A 23784-nucleotide genomic window follows, 5' to 3' on the forward strand; every position below is an offset into this window, starting at 1 on the left:
ACAAGGAAATTATAATGTCAAAAGAAGCATTACTATCACCTACTCTGCATTTTTTAAATGAAATTATGAATAATCCTGAAAGCTGTAAGGCATTTTCTGATGATCCTGAAAGCTTTTTCGCAACATTCGAGGAAAACCATAAGCTTAAACAAGAAGTTAAAGACTGCCTATATCACCCAATGCAGGGTCTTGAAGAAATACTAAAGATTGTCAAAAATGAACTGACAACAACAACGACAAATTACCAACCTATTATTATTCTTCCGCCTCCTAGTGAAAAAGAATAAACTGGGTCAAAACCTTAAATTATAAATTTAAGAGTTAACTCGAATAAAAAATGAGTAACACTTCGGTGCTTACTCATTTTCTTTTTTGACTGCTAACAACCGCTCCATTGTTAACTTTACGTTAATTCATTTTTTATCCATAATTGCTCCGTAGAATAATTTATTGGAAAACTTCAGACTAGGGAACCAATTATGCGTCGTTTTACGACATCTTTAATTGCTGGCGCCATGCTTACTGTGCTTTCAGGTTGTGAGCTGGGTAGCAATGACACACCAAGCAATATTGCTGTTACAAATATCTCAACTGGCCCACTCGATACATTAGAGCCAAACCAAACTGTAAAAACTTACTATGATGTTGAAATTGCAGGTTTCAATAACGTAGACGTTGATGTGCATTTTTACTTAATTCATGCTGCAGAGCTTGATGAAGAAACCGGTGATGAAGTAGAAATCGACGAAGTTCATAAAGTTGGCGCATTAGAGCTTTCTCAAGTGTCTGAAGGTAGCCACAGCTTTGAGACTGAAATTACGATTCCTAATGACCTAATTGGCGGTCATTACCACATCATCGCGCAAATTGACCCGCATGATGATCATGCTGAAGACATTGAAGATGATAACCACCCTTCTGTCGATCACGAACCATTTGCTGATGGTGAATTTCCTTTCGCTGACGTTCATGTTCGTGTATTAGAAAGCCATGACTATAAATTACTGAGTGCCGAGTTTGGTCAAGAAGCGTTAATTTTAGATGCACCAACGACTGATAATGGCACAAGCCATCATCACTCTGACCTAGTAGGTTTTATTGTCGCTGATTATGAAGGTGCTGAACTTGGTTCTACTAGTATCAAAGCCGAAGTAATGGTCAATGGTAACTGGGAAGCAACCCATTTCTGGAATGCTCAAAACCAAGGTTATGAAGATGTGATCTTGCATAACTTCACTGCAGGTTTACATGACGAGCATATAGGCTTTGACATCGCGCTTGAAGATGACTTGCTACAACGTATTCATGACGAGCACGATGCAACACAAGAACAAAACTTACAGGTTCGTTTCATCTTAACTGATCTTGCTGAAAATGCAGAAACGATCACTGATAACAATGTGATTGAGACACAAATCCCGCTTTATTTCTACACAGGTGAAGAAGCAGATTCATCTGAAGGGTTTACTAAGCGTGGTCCACAATATGCCGTTGGTTTAGCGAACATTAAGCTAGAAAAATCGTTCGATAAGTCTTACGGCGATAAGTCAAAATTCAGTGTCGGTGTAGATTTAAATGGCCAATTATTCATTGTACCTACCGGAGATATTGGTGGTCGTGTAACTGGTGAAGGCACTGTAGAAGCTTACTTCTTCAATGCTCAGAACACACTATTTAGTATTTCTTATGATGGCAGTGCTTATGTAAGCGGCAACAATACTGGCTATGCGTCAGAAATGATCATTTTCAATAATGTTGTTTTTGAAGATGAAAAATACGTCGCTAAATATGAAAAAGCATGGGAAAAGAAATGGGAAGAAGAGAAAGTACTTGCGCAAGCACGCTTTACTATCGGTCCCGTTCCTATGAGTGTTGAAGCTGGCGTAAACGGCAGTTTAGGTTTTGAACTGACTGTTGGCTACAACGCTGAATTATACGCAGAAGGTGACTTATTCCACGTTGACTTCGGTGCATTTGGCCGTGGCGGTGTTAACTTAGGCTTAGTATCTGCTGGTGTACAAGCTGTTCTAACGCTAATCGACAATACCTTCTCATTAGAGTCTAATGCAGGTTTTGCTCTGGTCAGCACAGGTAATAACAAGCCACATATTTATTATGGTATTGAGCTGAAAAATGACCTTGATGTAATCTCAGGTAAGTTTGGCCTATATGCTGAAACGGTTGGTGTTAAGTGGTGTAAGAAATGGGGTATCCCTTACCCGTGTGGTAAAAAGACCACTAAATATGACCTATGGTTATATCAAACAAACAGTGTTTACAATAAGTCTTGGACACTATACTCGAAAGAGGACGAAATCGAACTATGATCCTATCATGTCGATTAAATTTGCTTGCTGCGCCCTTAGTGGCGCTAGCAAGCTTTCAAAGCCAGGCAAGCGCTTTTTGCCAACCTCAGTTTGACTTCAACATTAAGTCTTTCACCAGTTTTAATTACACCAAACTGAACAGCCCAGCCCAGCAAACTGACATTGAGATCCAAGGTAAGTTGTCTGTTATTTCAGTCAAAAAAGAAGACGAAAAAAATTGGTGGGCGGTTAAAGCAGATCAAGTCAAAACAGTGCAAGGGCAGCTATCAATGCCTTTACCAAATTACGAACGGCCTTTTGCATTTAAACTCAATGAACAGGGCCTGATCACTGAATTTTATTTCGCTGATACTTTAGATACCCAGTCTCAAGATCAACTTAAAGGTCTTGCTTATTACTTACAGTATCAAAAGAACTTATCTAAAATTACCAATGAAACCGACACGCTCGGTGAGTATCGTGTTAATTATAAGCAAAAAGAAAATGCCTTAAGCTTTGCCAAAGTGAATTATGAGCACAAAAATAAGCAGGCATTAAATGCTTTTTCTCATATTGAGGTAGAAAAGTCAGAGCAACAAATCACGCCCTCAGAATGCTTTTTAGATTCCCGTGACGGCATAGAAAAGTTGAACTTAGTGGGTGCAGATCTCACTTTTACATCTGAGCAAAGCTTCAGCGTTAAAAAGCTCAAGCACCCTTTTGAGACCGCCCTTTTCTCAATGTCTGATGATTTATCACTTTGGCAAAGTACTCATGTTGAGTTAACTCAAGCCGAAAAAGACAAGTTAAAGAAAGAATTACTCGCTTTTGTTACTGAGCAAGATATTACTCAGATTGATGCACATACACTGGCCTTGTTACTAAAAAAATACGATGCCGTTATTGGTGAGTTAAGAGGCGTAATCTTAACTGATCAGGTTTCAGATAATGCCCAAATGCGCTTATTTAATGCCCTTGGGCAACTCGATACCCCGTCAAGCCAATTGTTATTAAGTGGTTTATTGGTAGGCACTGAGAAGCAGCCGCAAACTCAATTTAGAGCCCTGCGCGCGCTTACACAAGGGCACCAACCACTTTCTCAACAAGCAACCGACACGCTTTTAAGTCTCTTGAACGATGGCTTTTTAAGTGTTGATCAAGAAGTGAGTTCAAGCTTCTATATGACGCTGGGTATTTTACTCAATAACCGAATTGGCTCTGCTACAGCACAACAACTTAGCCAAGCGATTGTTGAGCATATTACGCTCAGTGAAAGTGAAAGCAAAACGGCCGACTTAATCACGGCGCTTGGCAATAGTCGCGACGATCAACACGTTGAACTGATTGAAGACTACTTGACTGATAGCAGTCCACGAGTCGAAAAAGCATCAATCAGAGCGCTTGGTATGATGCAAAGTGATTCTGCTTATCAAAACCTTGAAAAGCATTTTAATACTCACTCTGGCAGAAACACCAAAGCCTTACTTTCAGCACTTGGCAATTATGATATGAAGCCAAAGACCAGTGACTCGGTGCTTAACCTTGCGGTAAACGACAATGACGACTCAGTTCGTTATGCGGCGATTAATGCATTAGCCAAACAGCCTAATAACGAAGGTATTAAAGAAACACTAAGACAGGCGCTTCGCTCAGAAAAGTCTAAGCGTAACTTTAAGGCCATTGTTAAGTTACTGCATAAAAAGCCTGCGCCTAAGCAAGATAACCAAGGTTAATTATTTAACATCTAAATCCAGCGCCTTACTTTTGTTAGATAAACGTCGTAAGGCGCGCCAAACTTCTCCTTCAAAATGCGTTCCTCTGGTTTGATTTGAAATTGAGTAATGAATAAAACAAACGCCCCCACGCCAGCAAGCGATAAAGCATCTGCCAAATACACAGCAAATGCAAAAAGACTCAAAGCAACAGCAACATACATTGGGTTACGACTGTGTTTAAACAATCCTGTGGTGACTAAGGCTGCACTGTTTTGAGGCTTGGTCGGGCTAATCGTGGTCTGGGCTTGTTTAAAAGACCAAACAGCGCAAAAAGCGATTAAAACTGCAACTAGCAAAATAGTCAGCGCAATTTCTAACTTCATATGCGCCAAAATATTTATTGGTATCGCAAATTTAGAATGCGCTAACCAGTACATTGCTGAAGCACAAAAAACAGCAACAACGGGAGGTGGGACTTTATTGTCTAAAACATGCATGGCGATTTATCACATTTAGAATTGTAATTTAATTATACCAATCCTTTTAATTAAGTGATCTACTCTGGGGATTGTTATTAACCTAAACCAATTTCATGTTTCTTCATATATTCAGCGAGTAATTGCGCTTCGAGATCGCCTTGTTGCAGTGCTTGAAACACACCGAGTTGATCTGCTTGAGTGCGCTGTTGGCCTAACTTTTGTTTGCCTTCAATATTTGTAATGTCAATTTTAAGCCCTACAATGGCTTTAGCTAATTTAGCGTTTAACTGTTCACTAAAAATGCCTAGTTCTGAAAACAGCGACGGCTCATATTTTTCTACTGTTTGGTTAACCACATTCAATGTTTCAGTTTCACTTAAAAGAGAAACAGTGCCGATAACATGCACCGCTGCATAGTTCCATGTTGGTACGGCAGGGCCCTTGTCATACCAAGTTGGAGAAATATAAGCATGAGGACCTGAGAAAATAATCAGCACCTCTTTCCCCGCCAATCCTTGCCAATGCGTATTTGCTTTGGCTAGATGCGTATAAAGTACATTGTATTTCTCATCAAACAAAAAAGGTAAATGTGAGCAAGTTAAGTTAGCTGAAACCAGACAACCAAAACCATACTCATGAATAAACTGATTGACTGAGCTTGCTGTCATTTGAAGATTTTTAGGGATATACATAGTGTTACTCCTTAATGCAATTGCAGTAACACTAAATAAATTTGGTCTAACTTAAATCAACCAGAAATAAAAACATTGTTAGACCAGTAAATAGGATTGATATTATTCCTTAAAACTCACTTCTCTTGTCTCTAGTAAAAATTGCTCTCCTGAATGAAAGTTAATTTCTATAAAAAACACATGATTTTGTTTATATTTGGGTTCAGTATTGAGCGCCAACTGGGTTATTTCTGCAGGCATATTATCTGGCTGAGCAGTGAACTCTGTCACAGAAAAATAGTCTACATCACCATTTTGTTCACTGTAATAAGGAGTAGGTACGTAATCTAGGTACACCACATCAAAAACATCATTCAAACTGCTTCCTGCGGGTAAATCATCATTGAAAGCGGCACTAGAAGTAATCTTAATACTCGAAATGCGCTGCTCTGTGAAAGGTAACACAGGTGAGCAAGCATAGGCTTTACTCATCAGTGAAAAATCAAAAATTGTGTCAAAACGCTTGGCTACTGTGCCCGTTTTTATGTCTAGCTTTATAATGAATGAGTTAAAGTCAATGGCGTCAACACTTTCATAAGCATCTCCACCAACATATTCTCCCCGCAGATCCGAATTAAATACTCTCAGTGTATAATCATTAATAACATACTCAGGATTACTAAAACTTCCACAAGGGTTATCAGGTTCTTCATCATTACTACAACCTACAATTAATAGGGCAAGAAAAGCTGAAGTAAATATGGTACTGCGTTTCATAGATGCATCCTTTCTAGTTTAAATAAGCGTTTCTATTCTGACTCCAAATCATATTTCTGCAAAGCCTGTCGCATCACTTTTTAGTTTTATTCTGATCTAGTTTGTAAATTAATGTAATCGCTCAATAAAAAGGCCAAAACCTAAGATGGTTTTGGCCTTTCACTCTGGGGGTTGTTTATAAAGACAAGAAAGAACTTCCTATCTTTAAAACCTTTTTAACGACAACCTGGAGTGTTGTAATCAACCACAATAGAAGCCCCTTTTGCATTACCCGATACTTTCACGTAACCCCAATATTGGCTTTGGTTGTTAATATAAATACACTCACCATTCCCACTATTGGTAGAAGAAGCGTCTACATTTGTGCTGGTAGGCCAGCCTTGGTTGCTATATTCGAGGCTTAAATCGCCCGAGCCATTGGCGGTTGTGATTGCGATACTGTTTTGACCACTTACATCTTCTAAGCTTAACCAGATTGTGTCTTGCTCAGCTAAACATCTCACTTGGCCGTCATATAAACGACCACCTGTTACAGGACCACTTGTCGCACACGCATCAGGTACATTGAAGCCTGAACCCGCGTTGAAGCTCGCCATAATCGACGTATCAAAGCTGTTGTAACCATAAACCATCACATGGTAAGTCCCAGCTTGTACATTACTGATCTCACATGTTTCGTTGTTCCCCCCGATATAAGGACGGCAATCATAGTCAGACATGGTCGGCTCTGAGCCAAACTTCACGTACAGATCGGCATCACCAGTGCCACCGTTTAATGCAAAGTTTAGATTACTTGCTCCTGCAGGTACCACAAACGTGAATTTTAATACGCTGTCTTGCGCGCCAGAAATGGTCTTCGATTCACCATTTTTCAATTGGTTTGTTGGCGTCGTATCACCTAAAATAGTCGCTGTTGTTGACTCTGTTCTGCTCGCGCCTTCTGTGTCAGTTGCTGTCAGTGACACTGTATATTCACCCGCCTGCGCATAGCTATGTGCAGGGTTCGCTTCAGAACTTGACGTGCCATCACCAAAATTCCAAGTATAACTAGCAATGCTACTTTCTTTATCAAATGAGCCTTGGCTAGAGAAGTTAATAAGCTCAGCTTTGTTTGCCGTATAAGGGCCGTTAATCGCAACGACTGGCGCTTCATTTACTGTACCGCCACCATTAGATAGTTGTTGTGTCCACTGTGTAAATTCGGCATCGTAATCAACTGCCCAATTGTTTAAACGCGCTTTATACGCCGCCCAATCACCTGTACGAGTCGAGTTAAGCATGAGCTTTACTTCATCAATATGGCGCTCAAACATAAATCGAACAGCCAAATAGCCCCAACGATAAATACGGTCTTGATCAAAGCCATCATAGGTGGTGTTAAAGATTGTACCTAACGTGTAGGTTGAGCCATCTATAATAGTATCAATTGCTGCTTGGTTGTTATCTTCATTAGCAACATATTCAGCAACACCTTCACTCCACCACACAATTGCTTCAGTTGGCGCATTAAAATCACCATATAAGTCAAAGCGACCATCGAGGTAGTGAACATATTCATGCTCTAAGTTCCAAACATAGTGGTCAGGGTTCGCATAACTTGCTTCATATGCAACGAAGTTCGGGATATTACCTGGCTTTGAAGGGTCGCCTTCTAAATACATACCGCCATTATTGGTATTAATACCAAAAATTGGGCCGCCATATTTACCGTAATCTGTGCTTGAATCAAAAATATTAACTTGTAATTGAACGTTGTTATCGTCAGCAACAGGTACATTATTTGTATCTAACTTGGTATGAAAATACCCTTCTTCATAGCCCATTTTGCTACATGCAGCTTGATGCTGAGCCGTTGTCATATTCTGCGAGCGAATTTTAATTGTACTACTACATGTATAAGTTTGTGACAGTACTTGATTCTCAAGCTGCTCACCATAGTTACAAATACCATAATCGTTACAGTCACCATGGTAGCTTGCTGTTTCTGCTGCACCTAACCAAGCGACATCACCGTAACCAACCATTTCATAACGACTAAAGATGTCTTTTAACCCTGCATCAACCGAAGCCTGAATTGCGGTACCTGTGTATTGCTTAAGTCTACCTAGCTCTCGCGCTGCGTTTGCAAACATAAACTCAGCATCAGAGTTAATCATATATGTGCTGGTTGTGAACTTTCTCAGTGCAGCAACTAGATCTGTTTGCGTACCAATTTTAGCTTTAAATTCGTTATTCCACTGACCGCGGAAAAGCAAAGTGAAAACGCCATTTACCGCACCACGCATGTTCCATTTTGATGCATAGCTTTCGTTCCAGCGGTTTAGCCACTGAGTTACAACAGGTAGGTAAACATCTTGCTGCTCTGAGCTATCCATCGTAATGATGACTTCAGATAAGGTCTTACCGTGCGCATCATTGTCGTCATAGAAATGGCTATTATTTACGAATGCATCTATCGCGCCTTTAACTGCAGGCGTGACCCAAGTCGCAAATGTAACTTGATCGTTATAAAACTCTGCAAAATAACCCGCTCGCAAGAACAAGAACATGGCTTCAATGTTAGCATCCCCGCCACCTTGGTAGTTTTGGCTCAGTGTTTTTACGTGATTTGCCACTGCATACATATTGTTAGAGTCAAATGCGGTTGCTTGAATATTGCTCGAGGCTGAGAATAAATCGTTTACACATTGCACACCTTGAGACTTAATTTCATTGATCAAAGTCGAGCTATTTGTGGTAGCAAGCGCATTTACATTACACACTGCCACAGCCTGTACATTAGACATTGAGAATGCATTCATTTGCATCATGACTGGTTGATCAACATATTGAGATTCAGCAGTTGGGGCATTTTCAACATGACTCTCATTTTCTACACCATGATGATGGTGGTGGTGATGCTCAGTATTGATGGTATTTGTTTGCTGCATTTGCGGTTCTGTCATCGCAAATGCTGTTATGCCATAAAACGAGCCTGCGACCAGTACTGCCAGTTTTTTAAGTTTCATTGCTTTTCCTTACTTGTTGTTTTTTATTTGAACAAATCGCTCAAACGCCAAACATTAAAGCAGCACATTAACAAGAATGCAATATATTGTATGCAATAACTGATTTTGCAAACAATATATTTACAACCAGAACGAAGGGGGGGGGAGTAACTGAATTGAATATAAGCGCTTTGATTGGCTAGGAATTATAAATAGAAAAAGAGGCAAAGCCTCTTTTTTATGTTGTAACTAAAAAATTATCGACACTTAGCAGAACTGTGTATCAGCACAAAGGCCTGTAGTGACACACCAAAGACGAGAGGTGGTGACACCACCCGCAACTGCTGGCGTTTGTTTTTCATCTAATTGCTTGTATTCTTTAGATAGATTTTTTAGCTTCTTTTTATTTAATTTCAAAACATTAAACTCCTTTGATTAGCAAGTGAAGCCAACAAACGATGTACAAATGAACGGATGGGTAAATGTTTCATCATCAATCGGCTTTGCTCCGCCACCAATCTGAGGTGTCGCAGCTGCGCCTAACTGTTTATTAGCTAAAGGTTGTTTAAGTGTTTTAAGGTTTTTCTTTTTAAGTGAAAGTTTCATCGTTCTTCTCCTTAGATAATTAATGAAACATTAAATTAACATCCTATTCTAATAAATGTTAGAAAATAGTTAGATTGAATAAATATTAAACACCTTAAAAACCCCTCAGAATTGAATATGCAATACCAATCCTCTAAATTAAGCGATCTATTATTAGGATTGGTATATTTGTCCTATAACACTTTAGGTAATGTAATCGCTATTTTTAAACCACCTAATTCACTGTGAGAAGCGCTAATTTCACCACCGTGAGCTTCTACTACCTTTTCACAAATAGATAATCCGAGTCCCGACCCACCAAGATCGCGACTTCGAGACTTATCACAGCGGAATAAGCGCTCGAATAAATGCGGCAAGTCTTGATCAGATACACCGGGGCTTGAATCTGAGAATGATAGGATCACAGCCTCTTCTGTTTCTGAAAGTGCAAAACAAACCTCGCCAGGTTTATCTGTGTAGTGGATAGAGTTTCGACTCAAGTTGGCAACTACTTGATGTAACCTTGCTGCATCTACTTCAAGTAATACCATATCGAGTGATGACTTTTTCACTTCAAGGTGTAAATCATGGTCGCACAGTACATCTTCGATTTGCCCAGCTAAGTCATCGAACAGCTCACTCGCATCATGCGATTCTAAATTTAAGTTAAACGTACCTGTATCAGCCTGAGCTAGCTCATAAATATCTGATATTAGTAGATTCAGATTATCTAGTCTCTGGTTTAACACCTTGTAAGTAGACTGAGGATCTGACACAAGGTTATGCTCAAGCGCTTCTAAATGAAGTTTTAAAACAGCAAGAGGTGTACGTAACTCATGAGACACATCAGCAAGCAACTGCTTTTTAAGCTCCAAGGCTTGGTTCAAATGTTTGGCTTCTTGCTCCAGCCTCGCTCTTCGTTGCCGAGTAAAAACCAAAACAAACAAAATAATAAATAATAAAACAGCGACAATCGAGAAACCAATATACCGCGTAAGAGCTTGCTCAGCTTTCAATAAGGCCTGTTCCGCTTTTGCTTGTTTTAACTCGAACTGACCTGCCACGTACTCTGACTCAGAAGCTAAAACAAGGGTTTTCAGACTTCCCTGCTCTTTCATCTTATTTTTGTAGGCCAAATGCATTTGGTTTTGCGCTTCAAACGCGCCTTTTAAATCACCTTTACCTTGTAATGCTTGCGCTAGAAAACCGTAATATTTCGCCATATCTTTATCTTTAAGCGACTCAATTAACAACAGCTGTCTATGCGCTCTTTCAAATAATTCACCCTGCAAATACGTATCAATCAATAAGTAGCTTGCTCGTGCATATGCATTCACATTCTTAGTTATATCTAGTTGTTCAACAATTGTTTCAAGCGTGTCTTGGGCTAATTGAAGTTTACCTTGTCGCAAATACATTTCACTGATATTAGTTTTCGTATCTAAAATCGCTAAAGGAACATTTAGCTCGTTAAGTATCCCTAAAGAGAATTCAAAATATTCGGCAGCTTCATCAAATTGCTTTAGCGCAACTTTTTGTTCGCCCATTCTTCTAAGTGTAACTGCTTGATCTTGTTTGCCATTAAGGCGCTTGTCCATGTCATAGACTTTTTTGAAGTAGTCGAAACTTTTTGCATACTCATCAAGCGCAGCATAACTTTCAGCTAACCCCCATAGCGTATCATTCATCCAAAATTCTTGAGATTTTTTTGGTAGATATGGGATTTTTTGCAGTTGTTGCAGTTGAATCTCTAGTGACTTTTCAATTAAGTCTAAACTGGTGTAAATCGCACTTTTCTGCCTTGCAACCGCCATTTCAAGTTGCACATTTTCCGCTTTAATAGCCGCCTCAAGTGAGGCATCTAACGCTATCACAGCATCGGAGTATTTGTTTAACTGCTGATAAGCATGGGCCAAAAATCGATTCGCATGAGATGATAAAGTATGTAATTCAGCTTGTTCAAAGAAATTCGCAGCAGCAATTAAATAAGGTATTGCCTCGAAGTGATTACCCCGGGTGATCGCCATATTACCGCGAGACAGATTTAACTTACCTGAATATTCTAAACTGTCAAATGATTCAAGTAAGGTTTCTAGCTTCCCCAGATAAGTGATTGTTTGCTCAAAGCACCCTTCTCGGATGCACACAAGGCCTGCTCTATGAAGCACATAAGCAGTTTGAGATTGTGTCATTACATTACTATTTAATAAATCATCCGCTTTTTTGAGCAAAACCTGTCGCTCTTGAGATGTTTTAGTGCTTTCAGATTGCACCTTAAACTCTTCAAACTCTGCGTTCGTTGAGCCGATAGCTGCCACACTAAAAAGTGCAAAAAACACAAAAAAAGCAATTTTCATACTCTATTACAAACACTTGATTAACAACCAAAAGGAAAGTCTAGCGCGTAATCCAAAACGATTCCAACTAAAGTCTAATACAACCACACACGAATGAGTCAAATAGACTCACGCCCATAAAAGTCAAAATGACTCCAGCCTTGTAACAAAAAAATTAAAAACCAACAATATCAATAAGATAAAAATTGGCACCAATGTTGATTTATATAACTCGTCGCGTTTAATTAAGAGTAAGCTTTATGCAATCAAAAGTCCTATCAGAGCAACCCCTTTATCAATACTGCTTAAAATTCGGCAGTCGCGCCATGGTGATTTTGTTATTGCTGACGGTCAGCTCGCTCATTGTCAGCTTTTCACTAGCAGAACACTTCTCTTTGCCTGCTCAGATTGCTAGCCATATCGCAACAATCATTTTTAGCGCGTTATTCAAAATAGCTTATGTGATCCGCTGTATCGGCGCTTATCACTTAGGTCACACTAGTTTTTAATCTTGAGGAAAGTCATGTTAACCAAACAGCACATAGATATTGTTAAAAGTACATCTGTCGTTATTGAACAAGGTGGTAGTGCCATCACAGAGCATTTCTATAATCGTATGTTTAGAGTGAACCCTGAACTTAAACACATTTTCAACATGAGTAACCAGCATACAGGTCGTCAAAAGGTCGCGTTATTTGAAGCAATTCTGGCCTATGCAAAAAACATAGATAACTTGAGTGCATTAAAAAGTGCGGTAGAGCGCATTGCAAACAAACACACTAGCTTTCACATTCAAGCGCATCACTATGACATTGTTGGTCTGCATTTAATTGAGACGTTTAGGGAATTATTAGGCGCAGACTTTACACCAGAAATAGAAGAGGCTTGGACCACTGCTTATGGCGTACTCGCTGATATCTTTATCAATAAAGAAAGCTCAATTTACACCGAAAACGCCAATAAACTTGGAGGTTGGCAAGGTAAACGCGCATTTAGACTCGCAAGTAAAACATCTGAATCAAAATTGGTAACCAGTTTTGTGTTTATTCCTGTCGATGAACAAGCGGTTGCAGACTTTAAACCCGGCCAATACTTAGGTATTGAGATCAGTAGCGAGCATTTTGAACACACAGAAATACGTCAATACTCGTTATCAGATAAACCTAATGGACGCAGCTACCGCATTTCGGTAAAGCGAGAATTAGGTGAACATAATGGTATTGTCTCAAACTTCCTGCACAATCATCTAAATGTTGGTGATGTTGTTGATTTACATGCACCTGTTGGAGATTTCTATTTCACAGATAAACAATCTCCGGTTGTGCTTATTTCTGCAGGAGTAGGTATCACGCCAATGCAATCTATGCTTGAATTTAAGTCCGATATTAAATACCCGCATCCTGTGACATTCTTACATGCCTGTGAAAACCAAGAACAACATTCGTTTGCACTGCAAACCGCAACTTTATGTGAACAAAACCAGTGGGCACACCATACTTGGTTAAGAGAAACGAAAGACTCTCACTTATTGCAAAACCAATCAACTGGCTTAATTGACTTTTCGCAAATCGAACTGCCAAAGCAAACAGGTAACTTCTATATCTGTGGGCCGATTGGATTTATGAAATTTGCTAAAACCGAATTAGAAAACCTAGGTGTTTGCAGCAGTCGAATTCACTACGAAGTATTTGGCCCGCACGCACAACTTTAACTTTCTCCACCCCAACAATGCAACCGAGCTGACCACATATGTTACTTCGGTTGCTTCTATCTGCCAGCTAATACTATTTACTCATTTTAAATGGTCGTACTAGTACTTTTTTGCAAACCCTGATATTAATACTACTACTTTAGTAAATTTAAAAAAAAGACTAATACTTTTTAAGTATTCCCAAGGATGTAACTGGGTCAGTTTTCAACATATTTGAGGTGCAATATGCATTTATTCAGATCTGAAACAGCCAATACATCAAATGGTGCTCGTCCTCTGGTATTTTACGTCATCATCACATGCGTTCTTTTTCTCATTACTTTTTTCAGCTTTCCTTCAAAAGCAATCACCTTGATGTCTGGTGAGTTAGACAAGCATTTGAAGTCATATAACTATGGCAGCAAAGCCGATGACCGCTGGGTAATGCCATCAGCACAAGAACAACACATATTCGAGCAAATGTTTGATGCCTTTTATCAACAAAATTGGCCGCTTGCAGAAGAATACGCCCAACAAATTGACTACCTAGTCATTCAGTTTTCAGATGTAGATACGGGTAATACTTACTACTTATTGCAAGAGAAAAACCAATTGCCAAGTGCCGATTTTAAAGGTGGTGGTACTTATGTGCTTAACCCAAATGGCTTAAATGCGGTACTTCAAGCACCTCACCCAAAGCGAGACTCTTTCACAGGCACACAATCAATTGACGCTTTCTTACACACACAGAGCAAGTTATTGATGCTCGCAGGAACACGCCGTGACAGCAGCCATGATATTAGCGAATGTACAGGCACAAATTACTCTGCAAGTGACGTTGCGCACCAAACTGAATCATACTTTCAAGTCGCTCACGAACAAGCTAGCAACTACGATGACGCTACCGTATTTATTCAATACCACGGTTTTGGCTCTACCACTCGTGCCAAGTTACAATCTCAATGCGGTACCGATAACGACTTAATGCTTAATTTAAGTGAAGGTGTTCGCTATGCAACCAATGACGATGAACACAGTATTATGCAACTGCTCAGAAAAAACGTAGAAGCGGGTGGCAAAATTAAAGCCTGTGTTTATGGTAACGATACTAAAAGCCTAGGTGGCACGTGGAATGTTCAAGGTCGCCACTCCAATGGCTCTGTTGATAGTTGCCACAAAAGCGCAGATGCTTCTGCAAAACGCTTTATTCACCTAGAGCAAAGTTATGGCGTCAGAAAATATCACCGCGACGAAATGGCAGAGCACTTAAAACAGGCTTTGACTCTATACTTTCAATAAACTTTTATTTGACGAAGATCCCCCAAACCAAACGGCGAGATAAAACTCGCCGTTTTTTTTATTTGTAAACAAGCATTTCTAGACAGTGGTCACCAATCAACAACTTTGATAGCTTAAATATTAGACTCCACCTAAATCGAATAATTGAGGAACCAATATGTTTATAAGGAAAGCTATTAATATTGCAATTGCTAGCAGTTTAATACTCGTTGCAGGCACGCTTAGCCAACCAACCCATGCTTCAGACACAATCGAACAACATATTCAAAAAAGCATTGTTATTGCAGGAGAAGCACAGCCTAAGACGACCTTAATTAAGAGAATGGCAGACGAGAATGTACCGGGCTTGAGCATCGCGGTATTAAAAAATGGTGAGATTATTTGGGCTAAAGGCTTTGGTATTGCTAACAGTAAGACAAAACAGCCAGTAAACGAACATACGCTATTTCAGGCGGGATCAATTAGTAAACCCATCGGTGCATTAGCCGCGTTAAAATTAGTTGAGCAAGGTAAGCTGTCTTTAGACGAAGATGTAAATAAATACCTAAAAGGTTATCAATTAACTGGCGCTAAGCTATCTAAAGAAACACCTGTCACCCTCAGACAATTGCTTACTCATACCGCAGGGCTATCAGTGCACGGGTTCCCCGGCTATTCAACGGGTGATAACGTTCCTTCAATTATCGATGTCTTAGATGGTAAAGGTAACACGGCTAAAGTCGAAGTTGTGTTAACACCAGGTTCTGAATGGCGTTATTCTGGAGGTGGCTACACTGTTATGCAATTACTGGTTGAGCAAATTAGCGGACAGACATTTGCTGAGTTTACCGATGCAAACATCTTAAAACCTATGGGGATGCTGAACAGCACCTACGCACATACATTACCAAATGATCTTAAGAAACGAGCCAGCGCTGCATTTGATGGTGATGGCAATATGCATTCAGCTGTATTCAATGATTACCCTGAAAAACCAGCGGCTGGTCTTTGGACAACCCCAACTGATATTTTAAAGTATGCCTCTCATATGCAAGCAATTATGAAGGGTAAGAAAGATGGTATTTTGCAAAAAGAAACCGTACAAGCCATGTTTACCAAACATAAAAATGATTGGGGCCTAGGCCCTGCATTAATGGACGTTGATGGACAACTTGCATTCGGACACGGTGGAAAAAATCTTGGCTTCACAAATGACTTTAAAGCATTAGTAAATAAAGGCGATGCTTTTGTCGTGATGTCCAATGGTGACAACGCAAATACACTGAACAACGAAATTATGGCAACATTATCTAAGCATTATGATGTTGCATTCTTAGAGCAAACTGTCATTCAGCCTGTCACATTAAACCCTCAACAACTAGACGCCTATAAAGGTGAATACCTACTACTTACTGACATTGGTTATAACGGCGACTTCATCTCTAAAATTAGCGTGAATGAAGGTAAGGTGACAATTCAAAATCCGGGTGACGTAATGCCGTCCCGGCTCGTACCGGAAAACACCTCGAAATTCATCAGTGCCGTTTCTGGCAATGAGTTTGTCTTTAAATTCGAAGGTAAAAGAGTGACAGGATTAACTGTTGCCGGTCGATTTGAATTACAAAAGATAAAGTAAATAAATTAAATAAAAAACACAAAAAAGTGCTTACTAAAGAGTAAGCACTTTGGTCTAAGTTAACTTTTAATCAGGAAACTTTTGTTAGTGTGCTAAAACCTCAGCGTTTAAACTAATTGTGTTAGCATTTCTTCTGAGTATTCAACCACCGCTTCACCTGATTGAACACGCTCAACATAATCAGGGTTGGCAATGAAAGGGCGACCAATTGCCAATAAATCAAATTTATTATCAGCAATGGCTTGGCTTCCTGTCTCTGCAGAAAAACCACCCACACCCACCAGCGTGTGTGGGTAATTTTGTCGAATATAGCCACTTACAGTACCACCTAAATAGTCGAACTCCATGGCATCATCGAAGATACCCACATGCAAATAAGCTAGTTGGCGTTCAGACAATTGATCTAACAAATAATCAAACACAGTTTTATCTCTACTGTCTGCTTCCATATTAAAATATGCCCCTGGAGAAACACGTAACGCGGTTCTGTCAGCGCCAATTCGGTCACTGATGGCATCTACAACTTGTAGTGGAAAACGAGCCATATTCTCTGGTGTCTGGCCAAACTCATCTTCACGGGTATTACTTGAGTAATGTAAAAATTGGTCAACAAGATAACCATTTGCGCCGTGGATCTCTACACCATCAAAGCCTGCGTCGATGGCATTCGATGCAGCTTGTGCAAAATCTTCTACCATTTGTTGGATCTGCGCTTGCGTCATAGGGGTTGGCGTTTGATATTCAAGGTCACGCATTCTCGGCACAGTACCTTCAACCTTTACAGCACTTGGCGCAAGTACCTCATCGCCTTCGTAAAAATACGGGTGAGATACTCGCCCTGTATGCCAGATTTGCGCAAAGATTTTTCCGCCATTTTTATGCACTGCATCTGTGACAACGCGCCAGCCATTGATTTGTTCAGGCGTAAATAAACCCGGTGTATTTGGGTAACCTTGACCGTCAGCGCGAATTTGTGTCGCTTCAGTGATGATCAGGCCTGCACCTGCTCGACGGGCATAATAATCTGCCATAGCTTGAGTCGGTACCAAATTATCATCGGCCATACAACGCGTAAGTGGTGCCATTAAAATACGATTCTTTAGTTCTATGGTGCTATTTAATGCAAAAGGTTGAAATAGGTTGTCAGTCATGGAGTTTCTCTTTATGTACATTCTTGAACGTTTATTCAAGATAGCCCTATTTGAATGATCGTTCAAGAACTTTTTTGAACAAACATTCAAATTGATTTAAACTTGCCTCATCAACACTTCAAGATAAATACAATGCGTAGTGCCGAATTCGACAAAGTTGCAGTACTTCGAGCTGCCATGCAGGCCTTTTTAAATAAGGGTTACACTAAAACCAGTATGCAAGATCTAAAACAAGCAACCGGTCTGCACCCTGGGTCTATCTACTGTGCTTTCGAGAATAAGCGAGGCTTACTGCTAGCTGCAATTTCCCAATATAACCAAGACAGAAGCGATGAATTTTGTGCTTTTTTCATCAATAGCGACTCAAGTAAACAAGGTCTAGAAACCTATTTAGAACATATTGTTGAAGAGTGCTTAAGCTGTGATAGCAGCAAAGCCTGCTTACTCACAAAGGCACTCAATGAATTGGCCGAACAGGATGATGAAGTACAGACTTTGATAAGCCAGCAGTTAGAAGCATGGCAGTCAGCAATCACCGATAAGTTTGCTCGCGCACAAAATGAGGGCGATATTTCTGATTCACGTTCAGCGGAATGTAGAGGACGATATTTTGTAATGGGTATTTATGGTTTGCGAACATTTGCTAATACGCATCCTGAACCTGACACATTGAAAAAGTTAGCAAAGCAACTATTCAAAGACGTTTGCGCTTAGGCCGCATTGAAAGCCTTTGATTAAATTAAAACCATACCTCAAAGACAAACACGCCCTAATAAAACAAAAAAAGAGCCTTTTAGGCTCTTTTTTTGTTGAAAGTTAATTAGTTAATTTCATCAGGGCAAGTTCGTAATGATGAGCTTTCAGTGGTGTAACACACTTTTTTTAGTAAAGTCACAAACTCTAGCGACTTTACAAAGCTGTTTTTGTCTTGATAAATCAATTCACTTTTGTCGTTATAACACTCAATGTAACCTGAGCTAACTAAACACATGCCCTGTTGCGTACCAATTAGATTATCAATATGACCTTTATCTGCAAACAAGTTATTGAAATAATCTGCCTGTTCGCCCCAACAGTGCCAATTACCTGAACTATATTGCGCGCACATATCTGAATTACTCACGGCAACAATGTTAGCCACACCCGCTCTTTCTGGTACTTCAAGTACAGACAAGGGCCCCTCGCCATGACAACTCACTTGGTCATCATTATTGAGTAAGCAAACAAACTCTCCCTTGGTTACACCCTTTTTAACAGGGGCAGCTAGCTCTCCGACATCTAGCAAGGAATTTAAATTATCTCGACATGATACTTCGTCGGCTCTGAAATAACAGGTGTAGCGTTCACCTTTGCCATAAATACGAGATGTCATATTGGTTTTTAAATCGGCTTGTATCAATTGGTTTTCACTATCTTGTGTACTGAGTGTCACAATACGAAAGCCACTCACTCCGTTATTTGTGACTTTCGCATCAGTCGAATTCAGCGTTTCAATTGCTAGGTCATCATAATTCGTTGACCAGCTCATTGTGTTGATAGGATTATTTAGACGCTCTTGTCCATGACCAAATACATAATAATCACTACCTGAAATATAGGTTTTCTCTGAACCTGCAAATAACTTCAAGTTACTTTTATTAAGATTGATCGAAACATATTCTATGGCTGAAACCGTGCCGGCATTCATAACGACTTTGAGCATCAGCTCTCTATCGAGCAAAATTTCTGAGGCTTTCAAGGTGAAAGATAAATTTAAACCATCTTGAGTCAGTGTCGAAGTATCAATATCTGCGTAACTCACATCCGATACGTCGAGTGAAACACTGTCTAACACCCCAGCTTTATCAATTGCTAACGCATTAAAAGTCAGCGGCTCGTTTTTAAATAGTTGTGGCAATTCACTTGGCTGCTCTATATCTAATGTCGCTTTGGTCGCAGATTCACTGAGTAAAGCAAATACAGCATTTTTTTCGACTTCAAGCCCATTTTTGAATGTGGCTTTGTATTGCACCAGAGTACTTACCAACGAAGTACTTTGCGATGGCATTACTAATGAAAGCGCGGTCGCCGACTCTTCTTTTTGTTTAAAAATTTCTTCGTCAATTACCCACTCAAAAGACTGAATATCATCAGCACTGTCAGTATCAACGCTCACCACCACTTCTTGACCCGGCGCAGCATAAGCTCTGTTGACCGATAACGAAAGCTTACCGACTTGCACGATATTTTTTACTTTAACTTCAGTTTGAACAGACTTTGTGTCACCACTTTGAGCTTCAACATCGAGTACTAATATTGCACTCGTATCATCAGATACTTCATTCGCTTTGATAGTCACACTCTTATTCTTGGCATTAGTCAGTTCTCCTAACGAATTATCTAACCAGCGCCATTGATAAGAAGTGATGCGCTCAGATGATTGAATTTTTGGCTCTATCAATAAATAATCCAGCTCGTTAACCTCATAGCTTGCATCAAGGTTAACTGTTAGGCCTGCTTCGCTTTTCGGCAAAATAGTGAGCTTAAAAGGCTGTTGGTATTCATCATGATCTGTTGTTACAACAAAGTTCAAATTATAGGTGTACTCGCTGGATAACATTGGCGCTGTAAATGTCACAATTGAAGTACCGCTATTGTCAGCCTCTTGCGTTGTAACTTGTTTGTTAGCAAGGTCTAACTCATCTGTTTGCCATTCAATATCAATTATTTCTTCACGTGAAAAAAATTGTGCTGTGATTTCAACTGAGTCACCAGAGAAAAACTCATAGTTATCTTGTAAATCAATATCAACTTGATTATTTGAGGCTTTCACCATAACGATGAAAGTTTTCTTTACTTTGTTATCGGCACTGTCTGTCACTTCAAGAGTAAGGGTCACTTCTTGATCTGTTGTAACAGCAGGAAATTGCACTAATACTCCCGCATTTGACGAGTCCTTAAAAGTCACACCACTTAATGAGCTAGTCCACTTAACTATGACGCTTTCATTTTCTGGGTCAGAAATAGATGTCTTTAGTCTGATTGATGTTAGAGAAGGCGTTTCTGAATCACCTGAAATACTGACTTGAGGGGCTTTATTTTGTCTCACAGGTTGTGAGTCAGCAGTCTCTTTTTTACCACCACTGCCACCACAGGCAGTTAATAAAATACAAAAAATAAATAATGAGAGATGACGCATTCTAATGTTCCTTATTTAGCTTAAATTCCTCAATTAGAAACTTACATTGAAGCTCATAAAACTGCACTTTAAAAAGTGTATTAATTTGTAAGTAATTAATTTTATTTTATTTATTGCAATTTCGGGAACATTTCAGAAAACTCAACGGGTACATTAATGCAAAATGTAACAACAGCCATATATTGTTTCAAATATAATCAAATGAACTATTCACAACAGGTTATCACTATGTTAAAAAAACACTTCACCATAACAATGACAACATAGATTAACAGGGAAAATATGAAAGTAATCAATAAACTATCTGCGGTAGCAATGGCTGTAATCGTTGCTAATTCAACTTCGATATTTGCAGCTGAAAATAACGAAGAAGTAGAGCGTATTGAAGTCACCGGCTCACATATTAAACGTACTGATATGGAAGGCCCTTCACCAGTCCAGTCTCTTTCTGCAGCAGATCTCGCTGCGACGGGCTCAACGGATTTAATTGGCGCATTACAAAAGTTACCAGTTTCTGGGGCGGGTACTTTTAGTACTCAAGGTAACTCGAGTGATGATACAGCCAATGGTGGTTCAAGTGTCGCGCTACGTGGCTTAGGTGCTTCATCAACATTGGTATTAATTAATGGTCGTCGCGTTGCTGTCAGCCCATTCGCAAAAGACATCGAAACCTCTTTCGTAGATTTAAATACCATTCCTGTTTCAGCAGTAAAACGCATCGACATTCTTAAAGATGGTGCATCTGCAACCTACGGCTCTGATGCCGTAGCTGGGGTAATCAATATTATTATGCGTGACGACATCGATGGATTTGAAGTCGCAGGCAAAATTTCAGATACCGCTGACGGCGGTGGTGAAGAGCAAAACTTCACGCTACTTTGGGGCTCCACCAGTGACAAAGGTTATCACAACTTCTCTTTAGACTATTTTAAGCGCGGCGATGTATTCTATGCAGACCGTGATTATGCCTCAACAGCCGATCAACGTTTCCGCGGTGGTAACAATGCACTAAGCTCATCGGGTATTCCTGGTAGTATCGAAGTCGTTAGAAGCATGCTGACTGATGCTCAGTGGAATGCCCTACCAACGAAGAGTATTGCCGATGATGGTACGCCTGTGAAACAAACCATCTTTGCTGATGTTTGGGGTCAAGACAAATGTGATGAATCTTTGATCATTGGCGATATTTGCCGCTATGACTATGCACCACACATGAGCCTAGTGCCTTCAACTGAGCGTATTAGCTTTAACTACAACGGTGTACAAGAAATCACAGATGACATTGAAGGTTTCATGGAGTTTTCAGCGCAACACGCTTCTACATTCATTCAAGGTGCAGGTAGTCCAAGCTTCACCGAATTATTCATGAGTGGCGATAACCCAAATCATCCACTTGCCGATGACGCTGATCATTTCCTACATGGTGTTGATATTTCAATGCGCCGTCGTACCTATGATATTGGCAACCGTAAGAAAGACGTAGACTCTGAGTATTATCGTGCCGTGATCGGCGCCCGTGGTACATTCAATGATTGGGATTGGGAAACAGCTTACTCAGCCATTCGTTCAAGTGCGGTTGAGAAAGGCTTTGATGGCTTCCCGAACAAGCTTCGTGCTCAAGAAGCGATTGATAAAGGTTATTGGAATCCGTTTGAACCTAGCACCAATACCCCTGAAGGTTTAGCATTCATTGAAACAACAACAACGCGATACGGTAGTTCTAGCATGCAATCATTTGATGCAACTGTATCAGGCGAAGTATTTGAACTAGAAGCAGGTGCAGTTGCAGCAGCATTTGGTTTAGAGCATAGATACGAAAAAATTGAAGATAATCCAGATAGCCAATACCTGCGCGGTGAGATCTTCGGTACTGAAGCAACACAGGCTAACGGTGATCGCGATAACACCGCCCTATTTGCTGAATTCAGTGTGCCGGTGCTTGAAACGTTAGAACTGCAACTAGCACTGCGATATGAAAACTATAGTGACTTCGGTAACACCACAGATCCTAAAGTTGCATTCCGCTGGGCGCCGTCAGAAGATTTGGTTGTTCGTGGTTCATGGGGTACTGCATTTAGGGCACCTTCTCTGGTTCAACTTCACTTAGGTCGTACTGACGAATCTCCAAGCGTCATTGACAAAGAGCGCTGTAAAATTACAGGCAACGAGCTAGATTGTTCTCCTTATGAATACACAGCCATTGTTGCTGGTAATAAAAATCTTCAACCAGAAACCTCAACCAACTACAACTTAGGTGTGGTTTGGCAAGCAACTGAAGACTTCTCTGTGGGTGTCGACTATTGGAACTACGACCAAGAAGATCTTATCAAGAAGATTGGTGCGCAAAAGCTAGTTGACTGTTGTGGTACCGATGCAAACCTTGTTGTACGTGGTCCGAACGAAGGCAGTACACCGGGCCGTATCCAAACGATTTATGATACGTTTGTAAATATTGGTGGTCGAGAAACAGATGGTTTTGATTTAAATCTTGCCTATAAGCTTGATACCAAAGACATGGGTTTCTTCAAGTTTGATTATAAGCTTAGCTATGCCCTTAATTTTGAAGAGCAATCTTTCGAAAGTGACAAAGATGGTAATACTTTTATCAGAGCTGAAGACTTAAATGGTGAGTATCAACATCCTCAGTTCCGTTGGACTGCAAGTATTGACTGGGAACTTGATGACGTAGTAACTACGTTAAGTTTCAGTCATATCGATGCGTATAATGACTTAGAGGATGCAAAAGGTAACAAGTTTAAGATTGATTCTTGGACCACGCTGGATGCTTCAGTGAGTTACACCGGTTTTGATAACTTAATTTTAACTGCCGGTGCAGCAAACTTAATGAACGAAGAGGCACCACAAGCACCATCTGAATCAATGGGGATTGATAACAAAACCCATAATGCGCTTGGTCGTCAGATGTACGCGAAATTCAAGTACAACTTCTAAGACATAAAAGCAAAAAGCCCTAGATAATTTCTAGGGCTTTTTA

At 40.0% G+C, this 23784-nt stretch carries 18 protein-coding genes; 9 read left to right on the plus strand and 9 right to left on the minus strand.

Annotated features, from left to right (window positions below; all coding sequences use genetic code 11):
- The first annotated feature begins 14 nt into the window (after positions 1-14).
- From C1E24_RS10890 to C1E24_RS10900, 3 genes are all read left to right on the plus strand, one after another.
- Positions 15-287, plus strand: a complete 273-nt coding sequence (locus tag C1E24_RS10890; RefSeq protein WP_138481362.1) for a hypothetical protein — start codon at positions 15-17, stop codon at positions 285-287.
- 192 nt (positions 288-479) lie between these two features.
- The gene (locus tag C1E24_RS10895) at positions 480-2327 is read left to right on the plus strand and encodes a hypothetical protein (protein WP_138481364.1); all 1848 of its coding nucleotides are present in this window, start codon (positions 480-482) and stop codon (positions 2325-2327) included.
- Positions 2324-4039, plus strand: a complete 1716-nt coding sequence (locus C1E24_RS10900; RefSeq protein WP_138481366.1) for a HEAT repeat domain-containing protein — start codon at positions 2324-2326, stop codon at positions 4037-4039. Before C1E24_RS10895 ends, C1E24_RS10900 begins: the two co-directional genes overlap by 4 nt.
- 11 nt (positions 4040-4050) lie before the next feature.
- On the opposite strand, the gene C1E24_RS10905 is transcribed toward C1E24_RS10900, so the two are convergent.
- The 7 genes from C1E24_RS10905 to C1E24_RS10930 form a co-directional block, all read right to left on the minus strand.
- On the minus strand, positions 4051-4518 hold the full coding sequence (locus C1E24_RS10905) for a methyltransferase family protein (protein WP_138481368.1): 468 nt from the start codon (positions 4516-4518) through the stop codon (positions 4051-4053).
- A gap of 77 nt (positions 4519-4595) precedes the next feature.
- Positions 4596-5192, minus strand: coding sequence for an FMN-binding negative transcriptional regulator (locus tag C1E24_RS10910; RefSeq protein WP_138481370.1), 597 nt, complete (start codon positions 5190-5192; stop codon positions 4596-4598).
- A gap of 102 nt (positions 5193-5294) precedes the next feature.
- On the minus strand, positions 5295-5948 hold the full coding sequence (locus tag C1E24_RS10915) for a DUF5034 domain-containing protein (RefSeq protein WP_138481372.1): 654 nt from the start codon (positions 5946-5948) through the stop codon (positions 5295-5297).
- Positions 5949-6163: 215 nt separating this feature from the next.
- Positions 6164-8956 (minus strand): collagenase, encoded by a 2793-nt coding sequence (locus C1E24_RS10920; RefSeq protein WP_138481374.1) that lies wholly within the window; start codon positions 8954-8956, stop codon positions 6164-6166.
- A 246-nt stretch (positions 8957-9202) separates the two neighbouring features.
- Positions 9203-9352: a grasp-with-spasm system A modified peptide gene (locus tag C1E24_RS10925; protein ID WP_138481376.1), complete on the minus strand. Its 150-nt coding sequence runs from the start codon at positions 9350-9352 to the stop codon at positions 9203-9205.
- Positions 9353-9370: 18 nt separating this feature from the next.
- Positions 9371-9541 carry a hypothetical protein gene (locus tag C1E24_RS20945; RefSeq protein WP_171040868.1) on the minus strand — a complete coding sequence of 57 codons (171 nt, stop codon included), beginning with the start codon at positions 9539-9541 and terminating at the stop codon, positions 9371-9373.
- Between the two features lie 173 nt (positions 9542-9714).
- Positions 9715-11877, minus strand: coding sequence for an ATP-binding protein (locus C1E24_RS10930; RefSeq protein WP_138481378.1), 2163 nt, complete (start codon positions 11875-11877; stop codon positions 9715-9717).
- A gap of 239 nt (positions 11878-12116) precedes the next feature.
- On the opposite strand from C1E24_RS10930, the gene C1E24_RS10935 reads away from it, so the two are divergent.
- From C1E24_RS10935 to C1E24_RS10950, 4 genes are all read left to right on the plus strand, one after another.
- Positions 12117-12365 (plus strand): hypothetical protein, encoded by a 249-nt coding sequence (locus C1E24_RS10935; protein WP_240721995.1) that lies wholly within the window; start codon positions 12117-12119, stop codon positions 12363-12365.
- Positions 12366-12379: 14 nt separating this feature from the next.
- Positions 12380-13567, plus strand: coding sequence for an NO-inducible flavohemoprotein (gene hmpA, locus C1E24_RS10940; RefSeq protein ID WP_138481380.1), 1188 nt, complete (start codon positions 12380-12382; stop codon positions 13565-13567).
- Between the two features lie 225 nt (positions 13568-13792).
- A complete protein-coding gene (locus C1E24_RS10945) occupies positions 13793-14845 on the plus strand; it encodes a hypothetical protein (protein ID WP_138481382.1) in 1053 nt (350 codons plus the stop codon).
- 157 nt (positions 14846-15002) lie between these two features.
- Positions 15003-16460 carry a serine hydrolase domain-containing protein gene (locus C1E24_RS10950; RefSeq protein ID WP_138481384.1) on the plus strand — a complete coding sequence of 486 codons (1458 nt, stop codon included), beginning with the start codon at positions 15003-15005 and terminating at the stop codon, positions 16458-16460.
- A gap of 107 nt (positions 16461-16567) precedes the next feature.
- On the opposite strand, the gene C1E24_RS10955 is transcribed toward C1E24_RS10950, so the two are convergent.
- The gene (locus C1E24_RS10955) at positions 16568-17611 is read right to left on the minus strand and encodes an alkene reductase (protein ID WP_138481386.1); all 1044 of its coding nucleotides are present in this window, start codon (positions 17609-17611) and stop codon (positions 16568-16570) included.
- Between the two features lie 132 nt (positions 17612-17743).
- On the opposite strand from C1E24_RS10955, the gene C1E24_RS10960 reads away from it, so the two are divergent.
- Positions 17744-18325, plus strand: a complete 582-nt coding sequence (locus C1E24_RS10960; protein ID WP_138481388.1) for a TetR/AcrR family transcriptional regulator — start codon at positions 17744-17746, stop codon at positions 18323-18325.
- A gap of 106 nt (positions 18326-18431) precedes the next feature.
- Here the strand turns inward: C1E24_RS10960 and C1E24_RS10965 are convergent, their stop codons facing one another.
- Positions 18432-20789: a hypothetical protein gene (locus C1E24_RS10965; protein ID WP_138481390.1), complete on the minus strand. Its 2358-nt coding sequence runs from the start codon at positions 20787-20789 to the stop codon at positions 18432-18434.
- 315 nt (positions 20790-21104) lie between these two features.
- Between C1E24_RS10965 and C1E24_RS10970 the strand changes: the two genes are divergently transcribed.
- Positions 21105-23741, plus strand: coding sequence for a TonB-dependent receptor plug domain-containing protein (locus C1E24_RS10970; protein WP_431188322.1), 2637 nt, complete (start codon positions 21105-21107; stop codon positions 23739-23741).
- Positions 23742-23784 lie beyond the last annotated feature (43 nt).

Source organism: Pseudoalteromonas phenolica, assembly GCF_005876835.1.
GTDB lineage: Bacteria > Pseudomonadota > Gammaproteobacteria > Enterobacterales > Alteromonadaceae > Pseudoalteromonas > Pseudoalteromonas phenolica_B.